Origin of the sequence: Geodermatophilus sp. YIM 151500 (assembly GCF_025716945.1) — a bacterium.
Taxonomy (GTDB): domain Bacteria; phylum Actinomycetota; class Actinomycetes; order Mycobacteriales; family Geodermatophilaceae; genus YIM-151500.
This window is the reverse complement of record NZ_JAOVZT010000016.1, coordinates 55285-77906: the sequence shown is the minus strand read 5'-3', so window position 1 is coordinate 77906 and position 22622 is coordinate 55285. Positions and strand designations below refer to the sequence as shown.

The 22622-nt window shown below is 69.1% G+C and carries 13 protein-coding genes; 5 read left to right on the top strand and 8 right to left on the bottom strand.

Features of this window, described 5'->3' with window-relative positions:
• Positions 1-39: 39 nt before the first annotated feature.
• From mobF to dndA, 3 genes are all read right to left on the bottom strand, one after another.
• A complete protein-coding gene (gene mobF / locus OF117_RS20210) occupies positions 40-5538 on the bottom strand; it encodes a MobF family relaxase (RefSeq protein ID WP_263554660.1) in 5499 nt (1832 codons plus the stop codon).
• A gap of 499 nt (positions 5539-6037) precedes the next feature.
• Entirely contained in the window at positions 6038-7471 is a 1434-nt protein-coding gene (locus tag OF117_RS20205) for a PIN-like domain-containing protein (protein WP_263554649.1), read from the bottom strand.
• 162 nt (positions 7472-7633) lie between these two features.
• The gene (dndA, locus tag OF117_RS20200; RefSeq protein WP_263554648.1) at positions 7634-8830 is read right to left on the bottom strand and encodes a cysteine desulfurase DndA; all 1197 of its coding nucleotides are present in this window, start codon (positions 8828-8830) and stop codon (positions 7634-7636) included.
• A 99-nt stretch (positions 8831-8929) separates the two neighbouring features.
• On the opposite strand from dndA, the gene dndB reads away from it, so the two are divergent.
• From dndB to OF117_RS20175, 5 genes are read left to right on the top strand one after another with little or no spacing between them, the layout of a single operon-like run.
• Positions 8930-10069, top strand: coding sequence for a DNA sulfur modification protein DndB (gene dndB / locus OF117_RS20195; protein ID WP_263554647.1), 1140 nt, complete (start codon positions 8930-8932; stop codon positions 10067-10069).
• The gene (gene dndC / locus OF117_RS20190) at positions 10066-11610 is read left to right on the top strand and encodes a DNA phosphorothioation system sulfurtransferase DndC (protein WP_263554646.1); all 1545 of its coding nucleotides are present in this window, start codon (positions 10066-10068) and stop codon (positions 11608-11610) included. The genes dndB and dndC overlap by 4 nt, the downstream gene beginning before the upstream one ends.
• Positions 11607-13580: a DNA sulfur modification protein DndD gene (dndD, locus tag OF117_RS20185; RefSeq protein WP_263554645.1), complete on the top strand. Its 1974-nt coding sequence runs from the start codon at positions 11607-11609 to the stop codon at positions 13578-13580. Before dndC ends, dndD begins: the two co-directional genes overlap by 4 nt.
• A gap of 6 nt (positions 13581-13586) precedes the next feature.
• Positions 13587-13979 (top strand): DNA sulfur modification protein DndE, encoded by a 393-nt coding sequence (gene dndE / locus OF117_RS20180; protein ID WP_263554644.1) that lies wholly within the window; start codon positions 13587-13589, stop codon positions 13977-13979.
• Positions 13976-15445 carry a DNA phosphorothioation-associated putative methyltransferase gene (locus tag OF117_RS20175; protein ID WP_263554643.1) on the top strand — a complete coding sequence of 490 codons (1470 nt, stop codon included), beginning with the start codon at positions 13976-13978 and terminating at the stop codon, positions 15443-15445. Before dndE ends, OF117_RS20175 begins: the two co-directional genes overlap by 4 nt.
• Here the strand turns inward: OF117_RS20175 and OF117_RS20170 are convergent.
• Genes OF117_RS20170 through OF117_RS20150 form a run of 5 tightly spaced genes read right to left on the bottom strand, consistent with a single transcriptional unit; the run spans position 15423 to position 22469 of the window.
• Positions 15423-15896 (bottom strand): DNA phosphorothioation-associated protein 4, encoded by a 474-nt coding sequence (locus OF117_RS20170; protein WP_263554642.1) that lies wholly within the window; start codon positions 15894-15896, stop codon positions 15423-15425. The genes OF117_RS20175 and OF117_RS20170 overlap by 23 nt on opposite strands.
• Positions 15893-17950 (bottom strand): AAA family ATPase, encoded by a 2058-nt coding sequence (locus OF117_RS20165; protein ID WP_263554641.1) that lies wholly within the window; start codon positions 17948-17950, stop codon positions 15893-15895. Before OF117_RS20165 ends, OF117_RS20170 begins: the two co-directional genes overlap by 4 nt.
• Complete coding sequence (locus OF117_RS20160) at positions 17947-18111, bottom strand: hypothetical protein (protein WP_263554640.1); 165 nt, start codon at positions 18109-18111, stop codon at positions 17947-17949. Before OF117_RS20160 ends, OF117_RS20165 begins: the two co-directional genes overlap by 4 nt.
• A gap of 42 nt (positions 18112-18153) precedes the next feature.
• Entirely contained in the window at positions 18154-20289 is a 2136-nt protein-coding gene (locus tag OF117_RS20155) for a DEAD/DEAH box helicase family protein (RefSeq protein WP_263554639.1), read from the bottom strand.
• Complete coding sequence (locus OF117_RS20150; protein ID WP_263554638.1) at positions 20286-22469, bottom strand: sigma factor-like helix-turn-helix DNA-binding protein; 2184 nt, start codon at positions 22467-22469, stop codon at positions 20286-20288. Before OF117_RS20150 ends, OF117_RS20155 begins: the two co-directional genes overlap by 4 nt.
• Between the last annotated feature and the right edge of the window lie 153 nt (positions 22470-22622).

Here is a 22622-nt window from a genome sequence, read left to right as displayed (position 1 = left end):
GGTGCGGGCTGCGCTCCGCGGATCCCGAATGAGGAACGGTTACCGGGAAGGACTCATGTCGGGCGAGTTGCCTCGCGGCGCCAGTCCCGTACTAGCCGTCCGTAGCGGATTCTCATTCGGGGGCGTCGGGAGGGACGCCCGTCGGGGGCCAGCCGTGCTCCTGAGAGGCGCCGAGGTGTTCGAGTCGGCGTCGAGCACGGACCTGTGGACGGTGCCGGGTGGCACGCCAAGTGCCTCGGTGATCCGGTCGATATGCGCCAGCCACCGGCTGGGTGGCAAGGCGGCGATGATCGCGCCGGCCTCGTGCATGGCCGCGTGGATGTCCGAGTCGTTCCTCTCGCGTGAAGCCGGGGTGACGCGGGCGTCGAGCAGCATGTCGGCGAGGCTGCATGAGGAGTCGATGGCCGTCCGCAGCGCGGTGGTGCCGCCACGCTGGACGAGGTCGGCGGGATCGAGCCCGTCGGGTAGGGCGAGGCGGCGCGGGGCGTCGCCACGGGCGGTGAGCTGCCAGTAGATGCGCTCGGCGGCCTGCTGACCGGCCAGGTCGTTGTCGGTGGCTACCAGGATGCCGGCACCGTCGGTGCCGATGTAGCGGCCGAGGAGGTCGGCCTGCCGGTCGGTGAGGGCGGTGCCGAGGGTCGCAACACCGATGGTCCGCCCGGCGCCGGCCAGGGTGAGGGCGATCGCGTCCAACGGTCCCTCGACGAGAGCGGGGATGGCTCCGCCAGCGAGCGGGCCTCGGGTCTCGTAAAGGCCGAACAGGTGATCGCCCTTGCGGTACAGGTCGGTGCCCGGGGTGTTGAGGTACTTGGGTCCGGCGCGGCCGTCGCCGGACGCGGTGGGGTTGCGGCGAGCGATGAAGCCGACGATGGCGCCGTCGTGGTCGTGGATGGGAAAGGTGAGCCGGTCGCGGAACCGGTCGATCAGCGCGCCAGTTCGGGCGCGTTGCGCGAGGCCGGCGGCGAGTAGCTCTTCGTCGGTGGCGCCACGGCGGCGCAGGTGGTCGGCGAGGGTGGTCCAGCCGGCGGGGGCTTGGCCGGGGGTGAAGCGGGGATCGGCGGTGAGGTCGGTGCCCAGCCGGTCGCGCAGGTAGTCCGGGGCCCAGGCGTCGAAGTAGTGGTCGGTGAAGAAGGCTGCGGCCTGGGTGTTGAGCTCGATGAGCCGGTAGCGGCCGACGACGGCGGTGGCCCAGAAATGCTGCTCGAGCAGGTAGTCCGCGTCGTCGGCGGCCTCGACCGCGTCGCTGACGGGGAACGGGTCCGGCGTGCGATACCGCGGCGGCGACGCCGAGGGAGGGGTGTCGTAGTCGGGGTCGAACGGCGCGTCCTCGTCGCCGGGCGGCACGTCCGCCGGGTCGGTGGCGGCGGTAGGGGCGGGCACGGGCGGCAGCAGGTGCGCGTCGTCGGGTGGCTGCAGATCGGCCTGGAGCGGTTCGTCGTGGTGCACGGGGGCTGGATCGGTGAGGGCGGCGATCCGGAAAGCCAGCGCCTCGGCCAGCCCGGTCGCGTCGCCGGTCACCGCGGGTGGCAGCCAGGCGAATGCGGCGGTGAGCAGGTCGGCGGGGGACCAGCCGGTGCGGATGCCGGTGGTGACCGCGGCGACCAGCGCCGGCCACGCGGGGGCGGTCAGCACACGCCGGGCCTGCTCGTCGGGCAGTTGGCCGAGCAGGGTGGCGCACCAGTCGGGGCGCGGTCCGGCCGCGCCCGGCGCCGCGGGAACGGTGGCCGGGGCGACATGGGGGGCCAGCCGCCACCACAGGGCCGCGGCGGGCAGGTCGTCGGGCAGGGGACGCTGGGCGGCGACGGCGGCGAGCATGCCGGCGGCATCGAGTCCGGCGCGGTCGGCGGCGGCCAGCCGGTCGGCGAGAACCGGCCAGTGGTCGTCGCGGCGGATGCGGGGGTCGATGCCGTCGGCCAGCGCCGCCCACACCGAGCTGTCCCGGGCGGGAGCGGCGGCGGTCGACGCTCCGTCCAGTTGCGTCTGGGATCGGCGTTCTGCAGACGGTTGCCGGGGCGGTCCGGTGGGGCGCCGGTCGCTGTCGGGAACGGCGAGTGCTGCGCGCCAGACGGCGAGGTCGGCTCGCAGTGACTCGTGGTCCGGGCCCAGCAGGCGCTGGGCCCAGACCGGCGCAGTGGCAGTGGTCATCTCGGTCGCGGTGGAGGCGACCCGAGCCGCGCAGGCGGTGACGTGGTCGGCGCGAGCGGTCAGGTAGGGCCCCCACCGCGGATCGTCGGCCAGGGCGGCCGGAATGCCGGGCAGCCACGGCAGCGGGCCGACCAGAGCGGACACGGGCAGCCGGTGGTCGAGGACGGCAGCGGGGTCGTTCGCGGTCTCCAGTTCCCGCGCCTCGGCCGTCGTCCTCAGGACGGCGACTGGGTCGGCGCCGGTGAGCGCGAGCAGCGCCAGGTGTCCGCGCAGCGCCGGCCACGCCGGCGCGTCGGTCAGCCCGGCGTGCAGCTGCTCGGCGGCGTTCTCCAGTGCTTCTGCAGTCGCGGCATCCAGGCGGTGGTCGGCGGCGACGCGCAGCGCGTCGGCGTACCTGGTGGCAGCGGCGTGCAGCTGGCCGGCCGGGTCGGCCAGCGCCCGACGGGCGCCGGCCGCGGAGGTCTGGGCGCCGTCGCGGCCCAGCATGCCGGCCAGCAGGTCGGTGGCGGTGGGCGGGAACACGGCGGCGGGGGTGACGATGCTGTGCGGATCGCCGTCGCCGACGGTGGCCAGGTACAGGTGGTTGCTTGCGCGCCCGCGGGAGAGGGCGACGTAGAGCAGCTGCCGGGACTCGCCGCCGGTGAGCACGGTGTGGCAGACGTCGGCGGTGGTGCCCTGGGCGCCGTGCACCGTGGTCGCGTAGCCGAGCTGCACGTGCTCAGCGACGTAGCCCGCCGGCAAGGTGATCCGCCGTCCGGTGCCGGTGTGGACGACGTCGAGGGCGCCGTCCCGGCCGACGGCCTGGACGGTGAAGCGGTCACCGTTCTTCACCCACTCGGTGGCGGTGATCGGCAGCCGCCGGTTGTTGGCGCGGGTGATGACCGGGTCCCCGGCCCCGGCGCAGGTGCCGTCGGCCAGCTCGACCTCTGCACCCGGGGAGGAGGGGGCGCCTGCCAGCCGGTCAGCCCGCGCCCGCTGGTTCAGCTGTGTGACCAGGTCCCGGGTGGCGGCCAGCAGCAACGCGTCCACGCCGTGCGCGGAGTCGGCGGCCCAGGCGGCGTAGGCCTGCTCGGCGCAGGCGGCCAGGTCCCCGATGTGCACCCGGCCGGAGTCGAGGTAGAAGCCCAGCCCGAGGGTGTCGCCGTCCCGGACGGCGACGGTGGCCGCGGCCTCGGCCGGGTCGGTGAAGCGCACCAACTGGGTGAGGGTGACCGCGCCATGGGTGGCGGCAATCTCGGCCAGCACACCGCCGGCGGCGACCGAGGTCAGCTGCTGGTGATCGCCGACCAGCCGCACCGATCCGCCCCGCCCCAGGACGTACTCGACGGCGCGCGCCAGCTCCCGAGTGCCGGCCATGCCGGCCTCGTCAACGACCACCAGCGTGGTTGGCCCGATTGCGGCCAACCAGTCGGGTGCCTGTCCGACGTCGAGGCACCAGATGAGCTTGGCCAGCGTGTCGCACGGAGATCTCAGGGAGTCGCGCAGCCCGGCGGTGGCCACGGCGGAGGGTGCCAGGCCGAGCACCGTGCCACCGCCGGCGGTCCAGGCGCGAGCCAGCGTCGCCAGCGCGGTCGTCTTGCCGGCTCCGGCCGGGGCGAGGGCCAGCTGCACCCGGGCGCCGCTGACGGCCAGCTCGCGCACCAACTGCGCCTGGCCGGGATTGAGCTCGGCGCCGTTGGCGGTGGCTTCCAGCAGCGCCAGCTCCACGGTGGCCGGATCGGCACGTCGTCCGTCGCTGCGGCCGGCGGCGCCCAGGAGCAGTGCCTCTGCGTCCAGCACCGCCTGGCTGGTGTAGAGCTGGGCCCCGGCGACGGTGTAGACGCTGGCCCCGTCCGAGCGGCGCAGCTCCGGTGGCTCGACCACCGGATCGAGGTCACCGAGCGGGAGCGACAGGCCGGGGGAGAGCGCCTCCTCGGTGACCCGGGTGACCGCGCCGTCGACGTCGTCCGGTGCCAGGGCGACGGCCCGCACCACCCGCTCGGCCTCGGCGCGCACGTGCCAGACCTGCCAGGTGGCCCGCGCAGCGGAGACGGTGTCCAGCACACGGACGGCGGCCGACCGGACCCAGGCCTCACCGACCCCGGGGTGCGGGGACCCGCGAGCGCCCAGTACGCGGCCGAGCATCCGGGTGATGCGGTCGGGGCCGCCGAGGACGGCGGCGGCCTCCTGCCGCCAGGTGGCCCGCTGCTCGGCGAGGGAGCGCGGCTCGTGCTTGGGGCCGCGGGTCTCCAACGTCGCCTGCTGCGCCAGTGCGATGGCCTCCACCGCCGTCGGCGGCCGGCCGTGGTCGCGCTGGAAGTCGCCGGCCAACACCGCGCGGCGGCCCTCGATGTCCCGACGCCGCGACGACCAGGCGCTCAGCAGACGTTCGTCCATACCGGCGATCTCCCGCACCGTCCGCCGTCCCGGGGTGGCGCCAGGGCGGTCGGCGAACCGGACACCCAGGCGAAAGACCAGGTGTGCCTCCAGCCGGGTGTCGTAGCGCTCGGAGGCGGTGACGGCGGCCTTGTGCAGCACCCGCCCGTCCAGCGCCCGCCAGTGCCCGTCGCGGCGGGTCTGCACCTTGTTGCTCACCGCCACGTGGCTGTGCAGATCGGGATCGCCGGTGCGGGAGTCACGGTGGGTGAACACCGGGGCGATGAGCCCGGTGGTCTCCACTTGCCGTACTCCGTCGGTGCCCAGCCGGGTGAAGCACGCGTTCTCCTCCAGCCAGGCCAGGGCGTCGGCGACCGCGGTGGCGTGGGCGGCCTCGATCTGCTCGGCCACCGCCCGCGGGGCCAGTGCCCACAACGCCGATACGGATTTGACGGGGGAGAAGGTGAGGTCGTAGCCGGCCACCGCCGTCGTCGCCGGCCGTGAGACCCGGGCGAGGAACCCCGACAACTCGCGGGCATCTTGCGGTGCACGGCCGTAGGCCTCGGCGAACATGGCCCGGGCGAGGTCGCTGCGGATCCGCGCGCGGTCGCCGTCCGGGACCGGGGCTATGGCCGGCTGTCCGCGGCCAGTATTGAAGACGGCAAGCTCCTCTGCGCAGCGGGCTCGGAAGCCGTCGACTTGAGGAGCGAAGACGTAGAAGGCCCGCCCCAGGGCTCCTGCCGCGCGCGCCTCCTGCGGCGTCTGTCCCCGAGCCAGGGCTTCTTTCGCGAGCCGATCGGCGTCGGGATGTCGCCCCTCGCCGAAGAGCGCCTTCATCTGCTCTTCGGCGACGGGCTGACCGGCGCTCATTCCGCTGAGCCCGGCCAGGCCGTTGCCGGTCCACATCCCCGGGGACTCGCCGCGCTGGGAGTAGTAGTCACCCAGGCCGGCGTGACCCCGCTCCGTCGCGTCGAACGCTGCCACCTGCCGCGTCAGGTACGTGTAGCCGTCCCCGGCAGTCAACTTGTGCAGCGTCATCACGGCCGCGGACCGTAGGAAGGTGGTCTCCACTACGGCTGCCGCACTTCTCCAGTAGCCCGGTGGCGCGAGAGTGTCGACCAGGGCCCCTCGTCGGTCGTGTAGACGGGGACATGACGCAGATCCCCGCGCGAAGACCAAGGCTTCGCTCACGAACCTCAGGCCTCACCTAGGCTTGGACGCCCGTCACCTGCCAGCGGACCGCCACGGACCAGCCGCCCGAAATGCAAGACGTGTGATGGCTCGTGATCTTGAAGATCCGGACGAACGTGGCTGCCTTGGAGTGGGCGTTCGCAGTGCGGGTTGCGGCCGTGGGTCGCTGGAGCGCTACGTACTCGTTCACGTGGACAACAGTCGGATAGGGCGACGATGGCGCTGGGCTTCCAGCGGATAGGACGCGGCACTGACCGCCACGGATCAGCGCTGGGGTCGTCTGGCGAAGTCGATCGGACTGGCACTCCTTCCGTAGCGCCCAGAAGCTGAAAGTGGACTGCTACCCCTAGGTCTCGGGCACCTCGAGCGCCTGTTCCGACGGCGCTTCCTCGCCCACCTTGACAAGGCCCAGCTCGGTGAGCCAGCGAAAGATGAGTAGTGCTTGGGTCGCGGTCATCCCCGACGGGGGATCGTCCCTAAGCTGCTCTGCCGCCGAGGGGGTGCTGACGGCCACCTGACGAACCTCTTCGGCCCCCAGCACCCGCTCCAGGAAGAGACGCTGCAGGAGCCCGAGGTGGCCTGTGGCAAGCAGCTCCTGTCCCGCCGCTGTTGTGACGGCTTTTTCGTTCTCCATCTCAAGGAGGCCCAGGGTGAAGAGGTTGCCAACGCGGCGCCTGGCCTCTCGCTCGATCGTGATGCGCGGAAAGGCCGCCCGATACGCGGAGATGAGCTGGTCGTAGGTCAGGTCGCCGTCCGCTGCCAGTCCGGTCATGCGGAGGATAATCGAGAGAAAGCTTTCCCCCTCGATGCCGCCGCCGAGCTTGTCAATCGGCCGCTTGCCCTGGTCGCTGCCGACGCCAGTGCGCCGCCCCACGCGCCTGACGTCGGTGATCGATTCCTCACGGACCCGCAGGCCGAACACGTGTGCCCCGAGCCTGAGGAAGACGGAAGGGGTCAGCATGAACAGGCGCTGGCCCGTGAGCGCGCGGGCCTCATCCTGGAGCTCTAGCCGCGGCAGGTCCGGTGCACCATCCACCTTGCGCCACCAGTCGGCCTTCGTGGTGTCCCTTGTGACGAGCAAGATGTCCGCCTGGCGCGTTTTGGCCTCGCGCAGGACTTGGATCCAAAGCAAGTAGTCACCGACGGCGTACTCCTGAGACTTGCTCTTGTCTCCGAAGCCTGGCGGAATTTGCTGCTCCAGTCGCCGCTGTCCTTCTCGTCGATCGGCGACCGCCTCATCCTGTTGTGGCGCGGCACCCATGCGTCCTTCAAGCAACTCGGACAGTTGCTGCAGGACCTCGTCCTTGTTTGTGTCGGTCGACGTGGCTGATCTGTACTCCTCGCCGAGGCGCTCAACCTGGGCGATTATCCGGGCAAAGGCTTTCGCCCACGCCTCCAGCACCTGGCGTCTATCGGTCGAAGGGAGGGCGACGACATTGGCCCACTCCCCGAGAGCCTGGCGACCTTGGCTGTCCAGTGTTGCGAGCCGTTCCAGCACCCGTGAGGAGGAAGCCTGGTACTCCTTCAAGGTTGCCTCGCGGTTGCGCCAGAACTCGACGGCCGCTTGGTGCGGGATGAATAGACGGTCCTCAAGCCGTCTGAGGAGGGCTGCGAGGTCCCCCCGCGTGACCCGGGCATAGCGGTAGAAGTCCAGCAGGACGTTAGTGTCCAGGGCCACCATGCCGTGCTGCAGCACGTGCTCGAAATCAAGGTCAGATGGTGTCAGGTAGGCCTCGAAGCCCCAGTGTAATGACCGGTGGGCGACCGGTTGGTCAGGCATGAATTGGCCCTCGTCTCCTCTGCGAACCGAGTGAGAGTCAGCGACTGGCTGAGCAGTCACCGAGCTCAGCCAGATGACAACCGGCAAGCCCAGTGTCCGTGGTGAACCTGATGGAGGCTCTCATTGCCGAGGCCATCCTTATCCTCCCAGACTCAGCTCGAATCACACGGCCAAGTGGCGTAGGCGCTCAGCAATCCTTGGCCAAGGGACTTCTTCCGTAAGGTGACACCAGGACAGGCGGATTGCACCCGACACGCGTTCGTCGGAATATCCGGCGGCCATCAGTACATGGCTCGGCTTGTAGGTCTGAGCGGTGCACGCAGAGCCGTTCGAAAGAGCCACGATGTCCCTCAAGGCAACGATGGCTGCTTCCGAGTCAATCTCAGGCATCGAGAAATTGATGGCGTTAGGCAAGGTCCGGTCAGGGTCGCCGTTGAAGGACGCGCCGAGTGACCCGAGCGCCTCGACGGCCTCTCGTTTGAGGGCCTCGTTGTGCGCCGTGCGCTGCTCATGTTGCTGCAGGGCCAGTCGAGCGGCGGTCCCCAAGCCGGCGATTAGCGCTACCGGCAACGTGCCAGGTCGCAGCCCCCGCTCTTGGCCACCGCCGTGCATCAAGGGCGTCAGGGGTGGCCGCGTGAACCCGCGCCGGCGGGCGACGAGGGCGCCTACGCCCTTGGGGGCGTAGAGCTTGTGGCCGGATGCGGAGATGAGATCGATGCGGCGGCTGTGCAGCGGTTCGATCACCTTGCCGAACGTCTGCGCCGCGTCGACGTGGAAGAAGGCCCCGTGGCCATCGAGCGTCGAGGCGATCTCGTCGATCGGCTGAATGACGCCGGTCTCGTTGTTCGCGGCCATAACGGATACCAGAAGCGTGTCCGGTCGCAGGGCGGCTCGGACGGCCTCGGCTTCCACCCATCCGCCAGCGATGGGTGGGAGCAGGGTGATGTCAAAGCCGCGGGCGCCGAGCGCCTCGAGCGGCTCCAAGACGGCCTTGTGCTCGATCTGCGTGCTTATGATGTGCCGGCGCCCGGTGCGCTCGCCGTGCGCTGCCAGCCCCAGGATGGCCAGGTTGTTGCTCTCTGTGGCGCCGCTCGTGAAGATCACTTCTTCGGGCTGAGCGCCGACAACCGCCGCCACTTCCGTTCGAGCCTGCTGGACGCGCTCCTTCGCGGTCTGACCGTAGGTGTGCGTCCGGCTGCCGGCGTTGCCGTACTCCTCGCTCAGGTAGTGCATCACCTCGGCCAGAACCGCGGGCTCGATCGGCGTGGTGGCGTTGCAGTCGAGGTAGACGGGACGGCCGTGGTCGCCGGCCGCGAGCCGGTGCGCGGTCCTGTCAGTGCTCGCCTCTACCGTCCTCATGGGTCGCACGGTACGGCAGGGTGACGACGGAAGTTAGGACACGCCAGGGCTTCTGTACGGATGTTGCGCTCCGTACATCTGAAGGGTAGACAGACGGGCATGGCCGCACCACGTGTGAGTTCCGCGGCCCCCGCCAGGTCGCGGGCGTCCGCCTTCGAGTACGTCTTCCCGGCGATCCGGGGCATCCAGGCCGGCCGCGAGTACTACGTCACGATGTGCCCGTTGCGCCTCATTCCCAGGCTGTTCGTCTTCGACGAGGAGGAGCTGACGCCGGAGCTGCGCGCGCAGCGCACCCTCAACAAGGCGCGCGTCCCGGAGATCGCCCGCTACATCCTGGACAACCCGACCAGCTACGTGTTCTCAGCCCTCACCGCGTCGGTCAATGCGGACGTTCGCTTCGAGGCCTTCGACGCCGACGGCCGCGGCGGCGAGCGGCTCGGCACCCTGACCATCCCGATGGAAGCCAAGTTCGTCATCAACGACGGGCAGCACCGCCGCGCTGGCATTCAGCAGGCGCTGGCCGAGAATCCGGAGCTGGGGGACGAGAGCATCGCCATCGTCATGTTTCTGGACATTGGGCTGGAACGCTCCCAGCAGATGTTCGCTGACCTCAACCGCTATGCCATCCGTCCAGCCAAGTCGATCGGTGTGCTCTACGACCAGCGGGACGAGATGTCGGCCATCTCACGGCTGGTCGTATTCCGATCGGACTTGTACAACGACCTGACCGAGACGGAGACCAGCAACCTGTCGACTCGATCGCGCAAGCTGTTCACTCTGTCGGCTTTCTACAACGCCAACCGCGCGCTGCTTGAGGACATCGAGCCCGATTCGCTTGAGCGGCGGGTCGACCTCGCGACGACCTACTGGGAGGTGGTCGCCGAGCAGTTCCCGGAATGGGCGATGGTCCGGCGGCGCGAGCTGAGCGCCGGTGAGATCCGGCGCGACTTCATCCACAGCCACGGCATCGTTCTGCACGCTCTCGGCATCATCGGCAACAGTCTGCTGCGGGCGAGTACGAATCGGGCCAGCTGGCAGAAGACCCTGAAGGGCCTGCGGCAGCTTGACTGGCACCGGGGGAGTGCCGCCTGGGAGGGGCGCGCCGTCCTCGGCGGCAAGGTCTCGAAGAGCCGCGCCAACGTGCTCCTGACGACGGCGGCCATCCGCAACGCCCTTGGTCTTCCGCTGCCGCCCGATGAGCAGCAGATCGACGACACCTTTCGACGAGGAGACGCATGACGCGCAGCCTGCCCATCCGGCCCCGCTCCGCCTTTGACGGGTCCGGCTTCGCCGCCACCGTGGACGCCCTGGTGGGGCAGACGCAGCAGCTCTACCTCGCCGACAGCGTTCCGTGGGTGGTCGGGTACTCCGGCGGTAAGGACTCGACGGCGGTGCTGCAGCTGGTCTGGCTGGCGCTGGAACGGCTGCCGGCCGAGCAGCGCCACAAGCCGGTTCACGTCATCTCAACCGACACGTTGGTCGAGAACCCGGTGGTGGCCGCCTGGGTGACGCACTCGCTCGACGTCATGGCTGAAGCCGCCCGGAGCGCCAGTCTGCCGCTGACGCCGCACCGCCTGACGCCGGCGGTGGCCGATACCTTCTGGGTCAACCTGATCGGCCGGGGCTATCCGGCGCCGCGGCCGAAGTTCCGCTGGTGCACCGAGCGGCTGAAGATCAAGCCGTCGAACACCTTCATCCGCGAGATGGTTCAGGCTCACGGTGAGGCCATCCTGGTGCTTGGCACCCGCAAGGCCGAGTCGGCCGGCCGGTCGCACCGTATGACGGCCCTCGAGGAGCGCCGGGTGCGTGACCTGCTGAGCCCGAATGACTCGCTGCCGAACTGCCTCGTCTACTCGCCCGTCGAGGACTGGTCGAACGACGACGTCTGGACCTTCCTGATGCAGGTCAAGAACCCCTGGGGCTACTCCAACAAGGAGTTGCTGACCATGTATCAGGGCGCCTCGGCTGATGGTGAGTGCCCGCTGGTGGTCGACGCCAGCACGCCGAGCTGCGGCGACAGCCGCTTCGGTTGCTGGACGTGCACGCTGGTCGACCAGGACAAGTCGATGGCCGCCATGATTCAGAACGACGAAGAAAAGGAGTGGATGCTGCCACTCCTGGAGCTGCGCAACGAGCTTGATGTCGCCGACGACCGCCACCTGCGTGACTTTCGGCGGATGAACGGTTCGGTGCAGGTCTTCGGCAAAGACAACCGGCTGATCCCCGGGCCCTACACCCAGGCGTCGCGTGAGCGCTGGCTGCGGCGGCTGCTCGAGGCCCAGACCTGGATCCGGGCCAACGGCCCCGACTACGTCCGGCAGCTGGAGCTCATCACCCTCGCCGAACTGGAGGAGATCCGTCGTCTCTGGGTTGTCGAGAAGCACGAGTTCGAGGACCACCTGCCCGGCATCTACCAGCAGGCCACCAGCACGCCCTACCCCGGCCGCCCGCTTGATGAGCACCTTCCGCTGGGCCCCGCCATGGTCGAGCTGCTCGGTGACGTAGTGGGGGAGGACCGCCTGCACTTTGAGCTGGTGCGCGAGCTGCTCGATATCGAGCAGCGCCACCGGGCACAGGCACGTCGCTCCGGCCTCTTCGATGCCATCGAGAAGGCGCTGCGCCGCGGCTTCTACGACGACGAAGCTGATGCCGTCCTCCGGGCGCTGCAGCGGCAAGAGGTGGCTGCCCGTCCGGTGGACGAGGCGGATGCCGCCGAGCCGGATCCGCTGGACCTGGCCGACGGCCTCGTGCGTGAGGTCGGACAGCGGGTTGCGCCGTGATCCTCGACGAACTTGTCCTGCACAACGTCGGCACCTTCGCCGGCCGTCACGCCATTGAGCTGACACCCCCGTCGCCGCGCAAGCCGATCGTGCTGATCGGCGGCCTGAATGGGGCCGGCAAGACGACCATCTTGGAAGCCATCCACGTCGCCCTGTACGGGCCATTGGCGCCGGTCTCTGGACGGCACTCGGGCAGCTACGAGAACTACCTGCGCGGCCTGATTCACCGCGGCGTACCCGAAAGCGAAGGCGCCGCCATCGAACTGGCCTTCCACGCCTACCAGCAGGGCCGGGAACGCCACTACCGCATCCGTCGCAGCTGGAAGAGCACCGGCAAGTCGCTCCGCGAGATCCTGCTGGTGTCGGTCGACGGCCGTCACGACAGTGCCCTGACGGCGACCTGGAGCGACTACGTCGAGACGTTTCTGCCGCGGGGCATCGCCGGGTTGTTCTTCTTTGACGGCGAGCAGATCGAGGCACTGGCCGACTTGGAGCGGTCGCGCCAGGTGCTGGCCTCGGCCCTGGCCGCGCTGCTCGGGCTCGATCTGGTGGACCGGCTGAACACCGACCTCGCCGTGCTGAAGCGCCGCCACCGCGCTCAACAAGTTCCCGTCGAGCTCCGTCAAGCGGTCGATGAGCATCGGCTGGGCGTGACGGCTGCCCGGCAAGCCGAGGAGGCTGCGTCTGCCGCCGTGGCTGCGGCCCGGGTGGAGAAGGAATGGGCCGACAAGCAGGAGTTCGAGCTGACCGAGCGCTACCGGGCGTCGGGCGGTGAGCTGCTCGACCAGCGGGAGGTCGCGGAGGCTCGGGCAAGCTTGCTGAAAGGCCAGCTGGCCGCCTACGAGGAGGAACTGCGCCAAGAACTGGCCGAGGCCGCGCCCTTGCTGCAGGTCACCGCCCTGCTGGGGCGGGTCGCCCGGCAGGCCGGGGCAGAGGCGTCAGCTGCCCGCCAGCGGATCGTCGCGGCGGCCCTGGACGAGCGTGACTCGGCGCTCCTGGCGCAGCTAACTGCGGACAAGCTGACGGCCAAGGCGCTCCGGACGGTGGAGCAGCGGCTGGCCGCCGATCGTGAGGCGCGGGCCCGCGCCACTGACGTGCCGATCATCACGGGCCTGAGTAATGCAGTCGTCATCGAGCAGCTGGCCGGCACGACCCTGCCAGCGGCGCAGCGGCGGCTCGCCCAGCTCGTCCACCGCCGGGCGGAGGTGCGAGCCGACCTCGACCAGGCTGAGCGCGTCGTCGTCGCCATCCCGGACGCTGCCTCACTGGCGCCGCTGCTCGCCGAGCGCGATGCCGCCGCGACCGAGGCACTGCGGCTCGACGCCAAGCTCACGCAACTGGAAGAGCAGTTGACGGCTCTGCGCCAGAATCGGGCCCGGGCTAATGCCGCGTATGAAACGGCCTGGACCAAATGGACTGAAGCTGGTCTGGTGGCCGACGACGGTCGCCGACTCCTCGACCACGTCGACCGCGTCCAGGCCACCCTCGAGCAGTTGCGCGAAGCCGCCGTTCGCCGCCATCTTGACGGCATCGCCACTCTGGTTCTCGAGGCCCTGAACCGGCTGCTCCGCAAATCGAACCTCATCACCGATGTGTCCATCGATCCACAGACCTACGCGGTGCAACTGACCGGACCGGACGCGCAGGCCTTGCCGGCTGGCGCTCTGTCGGCCGGGGAGCGCCAGCTGCTGGCCGTCGCTCTGCTCTGGGGACTCGCCCGTGCTGCCGGCCAGCCACTGCCGGTGGTCATCGACACGCCGCTCGGTCGGCTGGACGGGGAACACCGAGCGCACTTGCTTGAGCGCTACTTTCCGCACGCCAGCCACCAGGTGATTCTTCTGTCGACCGACACAGAGATCGTCGATGCTGCCCACCGCCGGCTGGCTCAGCACGTCGGCCGCAGCTACCAACTGGCCTTCGATCCGAAGGCCAACGCCACCGCCGTCGTGCCCGGCTACTTCTGGGAGTGAGTCCGCATGCCCCTTGAACACATCCGGCTGTCCCAGGCGGCGCGCGACCAGCTCATCACGCTCAAGCGCCGGACGGGCATCATGCACTGGAACGTCCTCTGTCGCTGGGCGTTCTGCCGCTCGCTGGCCGAGCCAGCGCCGCCTCCCGCCGTCAAACTCAGCCTCGACAGCAACGTCGAGATGACCTGGCGCGTCTTCGCCGGCGACTACGGCGACGCGCTCTGGGCCTTGCTGCGCTCCCGCTGCCACCAGGATGGCCTGGCACTGGACGAGGAGACGCTGGCGCAGCAGTTCCGGCTCCACCTGCACCGCGGCATCGGCTACCTCTTCGGCGATCCTCGGGTAACGGATGTGGCAGGCCTGGCCAGCTTGGCACTGGAGGGGGTGGCCGCCGCATGATCTCGGCGGTCGCGCGCCACCGGACAGCGCTGGTCCGCACCCACCTGTCCCGGCCGCTCGCGACCGCCCTGGCCGACAACTTGCTCAACCCATCCCAGACGCTGCTGGACTACGGCAGCGGCCGCGGCGACGACGTGCGCCATGCCAAAGCACTCGGCATTCCGGCTGCGGGTTGGGATCCGGTTCACCAGCCCGATGGGCCCCGGGCCGCCGCCGACGTCGTCAATCTCGGCTACGTCGTCAACGTCATCGAGGACCAATCCGAACGCGCCGCCTGCCTTCGCCAAGCCTGGGGGTTGGCCAACCGGCTGCTCGTTGTCAGCGCGCGCCTCGTGTGGGACGCCCGCGACCTCGTCGGCCGGCCCTTCGGCGATGGTCTGCTCACCCGGACCGGCACCTTCCAGAAGTTCTACGAACAGGCAGAGCTGGCCACCTGGATCGAACAGACCCTCGGCGTTCCACCGGTTGCCGCGGCGCCCGGCATCCTCTATCTGTTCCGGGAGCCATCCACCGCCCAAGACTTCCTGGCCCGCCGGGTGCACACCTACCGACCGCGCGTCCGCATCGAGCCGCAGGCCATCTACGAATCCAACCGCGAGCGGCTGGAGCCGCTGCTGGATTTCATGACCGCGCACGCTCGGCCGCCGCGTCCGGGCGAGCTAAGCCAGGCGGCTGAAGGGGATCTCACGACGGTCTTCGGCAGCATCGGCCGGGCGGTCCGGCTGCTGCAGCAGGTAACCGATACCGACCTCTGGCAGCAGATCACCATCCAGCGCCGCTCGGAGCTGTTGATCTACATCGCCCTGTCGCGCTTCGGCCGACGGCCCAGTTACAGCCAGCTGCCGGCCAGCCTGGCCACGGACATCCGGAGCCTCTTCGGGACTTACCAGGCGGCCTGCGTGCAGGCGGACCGGCTGCTGCTGTCCTGTGGTGACCCGGCCATCGTGCTCGTGTCGGCGCGCAGCGCCTCGGTGGGTAAGCAGACGCCAAGCGCGGTCTACGTTCACCGCAGCGCGATAGGCCACCTGCCCCCGGTGCTGCAGGTCTACGAAGGGTGTGCACGCGTGTTGGCGGGGACCGTCGAGAACGCCAATCTGGTGAAGCTCTCAGTCACCCAGCCTCAGGTGTCCTACCTCTCGTATCCGACGTTCGAGCGCCAGGCACACCCGACCCTGGCCAGCGCGGTCACGGTCAATCTCCGAAAGCTAACAGTCGACTGGCGCGACTACCGCCAGGTCGACAACCCGCCGCTGCTGCATCGCAAGGAGGAGTTCGTCGGACCGGATGATCCGCGGCGGGAGATGTACGCCCGCTTGACCAAGGCGGAGCACCGGAAGGGTCTCTACGCAGATCCCAGCCGCATCGGCACACGGGCCGGCTGGGAGGCGGTGCTGGCGCAGGCCGGGGTTACCGTGCAGGGCCACCGGCTGGTGCGCCGGCCCGCTACCCCCAGCTCGCCCCACTGAGCAGCTCCTCCACCGAGACCGGCTTGGCGGCTCCGCTCTCGGACAGGGCCTCCGTTACGAGGGCGTCGACGACGAGGGCTGCCGGCTGGTGCCGGAAGTTGACCTGCTCCTGGAGGTACTCCAGCCCGCCGTTGGCGTACTCCTCGAAGATCTTGACCCGCTCCTCGATGCGGCTGGCGTCCATGACCTCGGGATCGTCAGTCACCACGTTGGCCGCGATCATGTTGACGAGCGCCTCGCTGAACATCGGCGCCGTCAGGGTGTCGTAACGAATGGGGTCACCCGACGCGGCCGTGAACGGCACACGGCGTTCGTTTCGGAAGCCGAGTGCCGCCGCGAACAGCAGTACGTCGCGGAAGTACGGAAACCGGGACTCGGTCTGCAGCTCAAGTAACAGGGCTTCGTGCTGCTGTGGACGGCGGATCCGAACGTCGACGGCGGCTGTCGTCACTTGATCACCTTCAGCTCGGAATGGTCGGTGCTCGCTGGCCTGATGTAGGGGTGGGCGACGCCCTCGATCTCGATGTCGTCCGCGACATCGCCGGCGGCCGTGGTGTGGGTCTCGATGACCCCCAGGTGGCTGACGTAGGGCATCAGCTCGGTGACGACCCTGCCGAGTCCCTGGCTCTTGCTGACCAGGACGACCAACTGCGGTGCCATCTGCGCCAGGGCGCGCGAGACGGCCTGCTGGTAGTCCTGGTCGAGCGAGCCGAACGCGGCGTCCATGACGATCGGATAGATGCCCGCGTCGGGCGGCGCCTCTCCTTCGGCCCGGCGCTCCTTGCGGATCTCGCGCGCCAACTTGGACACCGCGGCCACGAAGCTCAGGCTCAAGATCTGGTTCTCACCGGTTGACTTCGGCACCTGGAGCTGCACGCCGTCGACGTCCTTGTGGAGCGTCAGCTCGAAGCCCCGATTGAGCGACGGGACGTGGTTCTGGTGGGTGATGCTCCGAAACACGGTCTTGAGCTCGGCGTCGAGCCGACGACGCATGTCCTCCTCGCGGATGGCGAGGATCTCCTCTAGGGCCTTCTTCACCGACTGCACCAGGTCCGAGCGGGCTCGGGCCTTGGCGGCCAGCTCGTCCGTCACCTCCGCGGTGCGGCGCTCTTTGGTCTTCTGCTCGATGTCTCTCCCCAGGCGATCCAGCTCAGACCGCACCGAGCCGATGCGCTGCTGCTTGATGCCGAGCTGCGTGTCCAGGTCGATCCGCTTGCTCTCAAGCGCCTGCACGTCCTCCCGCCGGCTGTCGCGCAGTTTGCCGTCGAGCTCCGACTGCTCCTCGATGAGCCGGTCGACCCGGTCGCGCTGCGCGTTGATGCGCGTCATGAGCGACGACAGACTCTCCCGCAGGTCGACGCGGGCTGTTGCCAGCGGGCCGATCTGGCCGCTCAGCTGCTGCCACGCCGTCTCGACCGCTTGCAGGCCGGCCTTCTGGCGCCAGTCCTTCACGTGCAGCCACGGCTCGGAGTGCTCGGTCAGCGGCGTGCCGCAGATGCAGGCTCCGTTCTTCAGCAGCTTGTCGACGAACTCCCGCTTCAGTGGGGACGGCAATTTCCCCTTCTCGTACAAGCTCTCGGCCATCGCCTGGGTCGTGTCGCCGAGTGACTCGGTGAAGGCCAGGAATCCGCGCGTGGCGATGAGGTGCTGCCGCTCGGCTTGGGCGGTTGCAAGGGCCGCCTTGGCGTCTTCCAGGTCGCGGGCGACCGCGTCGCGACGCTCCTGGATGGGCCGCGTCTCGTTGTGCTGCCGCAGCACGTCGAGCACCGCGTCACGTTCCTCGGTGAGCGCCGCCAGGTCGCCTTCCAGCAGTTTCAGCTGGTCGCGATCGGTGGTTTCCCGCTCGCGTAGGGCGTCGATGGCCTCCTGGATCTCAGTGGCTTTGTCTCCGCCGTGCTTCTTGAGCTCCGCGGTGAGCTTGCGATCCACCTTCGGCAGGTGCGCGAGCGCGCGCTCGACCTGCTCGAGGTCCAGCAGCACCTTGATGTCCTGTTGGACCTCGGCGTAGGCGCCTCTCTTGACCAGGTTCTCGATCCGCTCGCCGTTGAAGAAGAAGAAGCGGCTCACTCCACGGGGCAAGATGCTGTAGACGGTCTCTTGCGGCGCGCGCACGACCTCCGACGAACCATCGGCAGCGGTCATCCACAGCTGCAGTTCGGGTGACGGGCGCGTCTGGTGGTCGGACTGCTTGTGCACGCTGGCCTGGCGCAGCAGTCGGTAGTCGCGGCCCTCGTGGTCGAACCGGAGTTCGACAGCGACCTCGACGGACTGGCCGATCGGCAGCGCGCGCCACACGCTGTCGCTCACCATGCGCTCCTGCTGTTCCACATCCTCTGACATCGCACCGTGGAGCGCCCACGTGAAGGCATTCAGGAAGGTGGTCTTGCCGGCTCCGTTCGCGCCGAAGAGCAACGACACGGGGCGGATGGCGTCGGAGGTCAAGTCGAACGTCTGTACGCCCTCGAACTGGCGGAAGTTCGTCAGCGTGATGGACTGCAGCCTCACGGAATAATCTCCTTGACCGCGGCGAGCAAGTCGTCCGTGGCGTCGTAGGCGCTCAAGTGGAGCTTGGCTCGCTCGATCTCCAGGACGCGCTTGAGCAGGGCGCGCTCCTCGTCGCCAAGCTCCTCAAGCACCTGCTTCTCCGTGCGACCGTCATCGGTCACCGATGTCTCCCTTGCCGTGGATGTTCCGTAGGGGTGCCGCTGCTACATGTCCAGGAGCTGGTACCGCTCCTTCAGCGGCCGGAGCACCTGGAGCGTGCTCGCATAGTTCTCCGACAACGTGCCGAACTCGTGGGCCCGCTGCAGCTCACGCGCCAATAGGGCTCGCTCGACATCGAAGTTGACTGGTGCCCCAGCCGGCGGCACCGCGAGGTAATCCAGGATCTCGGCCTGCTCCTTGCCGGGGGCACGACGCAGCAGGCGTCCGCGCCGCTGGATGAACTGGCGAGGATTGCTGCTGCTGGCTAGCAGGTAACCGATGCGGGCATCGGGGATGTCGACGCCCTCATCGAGACAGCGCATGGCGACCAGTACCCGTAGATCGTCGCCCCTGCTGAAACGGCGCAGCACTACCCTGCGCTGTGGCCGCGAGACGCCGTCGACGTAGGAGTGGGCCGGTAGCTGCAGCCGGTGGCCCACCAGCTGCATGACGTCGTTGAGCTGGTTAGGCCCCGGCGGGTCACCCGGCTCCGTCGGTCGCCGGCCCTCGGCGCAATAGACGAGCTGGAACCAGGAGTCTCGGCGTGCGCTCAGGTCCGCTTGGAGCGCCGCCACCTTGCCCTCGGCATGTCCCATGACGCCGGCGCGCTGCCGCAGCAGGAAGCCGATGGGGGAGTCAGGGTCGGCGTCCTGCACGCTGTCGCCCGCAGCGATGCGCTTGGCGATTTGCGTCGTCAGCTCGACGTACAGATTGGTCTCTTGGTCGTTCAATTCCACGAGCCGCGGGAGGTAGGTGTAGCGGCACAGCGCCCCCATCTCGATCGCCTTGGCGAGACCGAGCTCGAAGACGATCGGACCGAAGTAGTCGATGAGCGCGTCGGTGCCCGCATCGTCGAACCAACGCTCCGGTGTCGCCGAGAGGGCCAGGCGGTAGGTGGCGCCCGGGGGAAGTGCCGTGCGATAGGTCGACGAGCCGAGGTTGTGCGCCTCGTCGGCTATGACCAGCAGCGGCTGCGTGATGCGGGACAGCACCGCCTGAAACCTGTCACCGGCGAACGACTTGTTGGTGGCGACCATGACCACCACCGGGCGCTGGCCGAGACGGGCTTCGGCCAGTTGGTCTTCGACGGCGCGCATCCACTTCTGGCTCGCCTCGTAGATGGCGATCGGGCGCACGCCGAAGTCGCCTACCTCGGTGATCCACTGGTCGACCAGGTGCTGCAGCGGGGCCAGGATGAGCACGACAAGGGGTTGCTCGCGCTGCCCCAGGACGTTGCCGAGCTGGGTGGCGGCGATCATGGCCGTCTTCGTTTTCCCGGTGCCGGTGGCCATCTTGAGGATGCCGCGGCCTTGTTGACGAAGCCACGACTCGACCGCCTGCCGCTGGTAGCCGCGGACGTCCAGCCAGCTGGGGATGCGCAGCCGCATCGGCTCGGAAACGGTGGGCGGGGCAGGCGTCAGCGCGTCATCGCGGCCTGGCACCGGGCGATTCGGTCGCTCGCTGCCGAGCTTGATGAGCCGCTCGCGGGCAATATCCGGAAAGCGCTCAACCGCGAGGTTCGGCGTCTGGTTGGCCCAGAGCGCCTGGAAGTCACGCTCGAGCCGGAGCGCCCGCGCGCCGTCCCCTGCCACCCAGCCGCGGTAGACCTCGACAGATTCGAAGTTGGCCATGAGACCGCCGTAGGTCTCGTTACTGCTGCCCGTGAAGCCCACGAGGTCGCCGAAGTCGTCGCGAAAGACGCCGATCTTCTCGTGGTAGATGCCAACGCGCCCAGCTTGCTCGACGAATGCCAGCTTGATGTCGAGTTGGCCCTCGGCGATCAGGCGGCCCAGCATGCCGAGTCCATCGAGGACCGGTTCCTGCTCCTCGAAATCCAGCTCGCGCATGGTCGCCCGTTCGATGACCGCGCGGACGTCGTAGCCCCGTTCGATGTCCACGATGTCGTCTTCGCTGAGATGCGGAGAGGCGACCACCCGCATCGTGCCGCCCCGCGCAGCGAACGTCTCGATGCCGCGGGCATAGAGGGCGAGACTGCTGGAGGTGAAGTAGCCCACCGCGCGGCTGTAGCTGGACGCGACGGTGAAGGCCGGCACGTAGAAGGTGGCGACGACGTCTTCCTGATCGCTGCGATAGCGGTCATGTAGGGAAAGGGACCGCAGGCCGCGGGGAGACGTGCTCACAGCAGGTCCAGAATGTCGTCGACGGCGGCTCGGTGTGTGGGAGACGGCGGAGTGTGGCCCGTCTCCAGGGATTCGCGGACGCTCGTCAGGAGATCCGCGACGTCGCTGTCGCCGCGTTCGCGGTAGCTGCCGATCATGCTCGTAACGGGCGTGGCTGCTGAGAGCCCGACGGCTGCAGCGAGCAAGCTGCGGGCTTCGTTGCGGTCGGCGGTCACCGGCGCGCCGATCAAGCTCAGTGCATCGAGGAGCGGGTTGCCGGTCATGTCACGGGCCGGCTCGAAGGAGAACGTGCCGTCGTCATGGATCACCAGGAACGCCTCGGTATCGACGGCGATGTCGCCGGCCAACAGGAAGCGGCGGATGGTGCCGAACGACGGCTGGATGGCGGTCCACGCGACCGCCTGCGGACCCAGTGGCGAGGAGAGCTGGCGCGTCTGTCCAAACTGCAGGTCGAGGAGGCTCGCGATGGCCACCGGTGCTGCTGAGCCGCTGCCTCTCAGGTGGTCGGCGGTAATGCGCACCCGGTAAGCCCAGGCGTCCGGATGCCGAAAGAGGCGGCGGGTCTGCTCGGGCGTCTTTCGCACCTCTCGGTCGTCGCTCGCGAGAGTGACCACGCCCCCCTTGCACTGGAACGGCGGCGAGCTGGCGTACGCCACGACGCTGCTGGCGGTGACGGTATAACGGGCAGTGATGTGCTCGATTAGGTCTTCGAGCTGCACGCGTCCGCCGCTGCGCGCCACCTGCTCCCGGATTAGGGATCGGACACCGGCGTAGGCATCCATGCCCCATTCCCGGAGCGCCCAGCGGTCCCGATCGACGCGCTCGAAGCGGTCATCGCCGCTAATGGCGTTGCGCAGTGAGGCGGCGCTGCGCTCGATCACGAAGCGGTCGACGATCTCCTGGGCGCCGAGCGGCGAGCCCACGATCGACAGCACCGCCGCGCCGTAGTCCTGCACCGATTGCGTCCGGGTGAGGACAAAGTCGCCGTCGACGACGTAGCCACAGTGCGTCAGCCAGGCCGCCGTCAGTCCGGTCAGACGCTCGGGTTGGCTGCTTTCGACGAGACTGAGGTTGTCGATCCGGGCGACGCCGTAGCGGTCAACCCGTTCCTGGAGTTGGGTTTGCGTGATGGTCCGCGCCGCGGTGACGGTCGGCACGACACACCAGCCATCCTCGATCTCGTAGGCGTCCTCGAGGCGATCGAGGACCCGCCACGCCGGCTGGCCAACCGACGCAACCGTCTTCCCGAGGGCGGGCATGAGAGCCAGCAGATCGTCCAGCGGTCGGATGGTGCCAATCAGGGTCCGGGCGGCTTCGGCGACCATGGCGAGCTGTCCGCCGTCACCGACCAAACCGAGCAGCGCGCCGCGCGCCTTGCCCTCGATCTGTCGAATGCGTTCGCGGGTTACACCGTGGTCGCGCCCGATTTCGTCCAGCGTGCGAGCGTCATCGGCGAACAGGCGATTGGCCAAGACTTGGACCGCTCGCGGATCGAGGGTCGCCAGCGCCTCATCGAAGCGAGCAGCGACATCCGCCTCTGCGGCATCCTCGGCGAGGACGTCGCTCGCGCACAGGGAATCAAGGCGCTGCCGGGCTTTGACGACCTCGTCCGGCGTCCCAGGGGCGAGGGTTGCCTCCAGCAGCGGTCGCTGAGGCTGCCCGATCGTGGCGTACCAGGTGGCGAGGCGATCGAGGTCCTCGACGAAAGCCGCCAGCCAGTCCGGCTGATGCGCCGCGCGCTCCTCCGGCGCCGTCAGCGCGTCCCCGGCATACCAGAGGGCGCTGACCCGGGGCGTGGGCAGCGACGTCGAGACATCCGCGAGAGCCTGGAGAATCGCATCAACGGTCCCGACGCCGACCTGTTGCCACTCCATCACCGCGCGCAGGGTGACGCCCATGAGGTCGGCCCCGCTCAGGCAGCCGTACCGGCCCAGCGCATTGCGGGCGCGCACCGGCAGCCGAAGCTGCAGCAATTCGGTCTCTGGCGACAACCCGGGGAAGATCTGACCGATCGTCCACTGGCTGAGCCGTGCCATCGCCAACTCAGCGATCTGCGCGACGCGCTGTTGCCGGACAGCGACACCGGGGGCGTCGATGGGTTCGTCCCACCACGGGCACTCCGCCCCGTCGGCAGCCCCCTTGACCCAGGGAAAGGCGTCGAGCCAGGTGTGCGGTCGCACGTCGCCGAAGGCAGTGTCCCCAGTCACGCGGGCAGTTGCTCCCCTCCGAGATCAGCCCTTTCGCGGCGGCCGAGACCCAGTCCCGCGGCGGGCGGCGCAATGATGCGGCCACGCAGTTGATCGTTGGCATCATCCACCGGCTGGCGTAGTGAT

Coding starts and splice junctions, on each gene's coding strand:
- dndB (WP_263554647.1), top strand. CDS start 8,930: ATGGCCGCACCACGTGTGAGTTCCGCGGCCCCCGCCAGGTCGCGGGCG.
- mobF (WP_263554660.1), bottom strand. CDS start 5,538: ATGACGCTGCACAAGTTGACTGCCGGGGACGGCTACACGTACCTGACG.
- OF117_RS20205 (WP_263554649.1), bottom strand. CDS start 7,471: ATGCCTGACCAACCGGTCGCCCACCGGTCATTACACTGGGGCTTCGAG.
- dndC (WP_263554646.1), top strand. CDS start 10,066: ATGACGCGCAGCCTGCCCATCCGGCCCCGCTCCGCCTTTGACGGGTCC.
- dndE (WP_263554644.1), top strand. CDS start 13,587: ATGCCCCTTGAACACATCCGGCTGTCCCAGGCGGCGCGCGACCAGCTC.
- OF117_RS20175 (WP_263554643.1), top strand. CDS start 13,976: ATGATCTCGGCGGTCGCGCGCCACCGGACAGCGCTGGTCCGCACCCAC.
- dndA (WP_263554648.1), bottom strand. CDS start 8,830: ATGAGGACGGTAGAGGCGAGCACTGACAGGACCGCGCACCGGCTCGCG.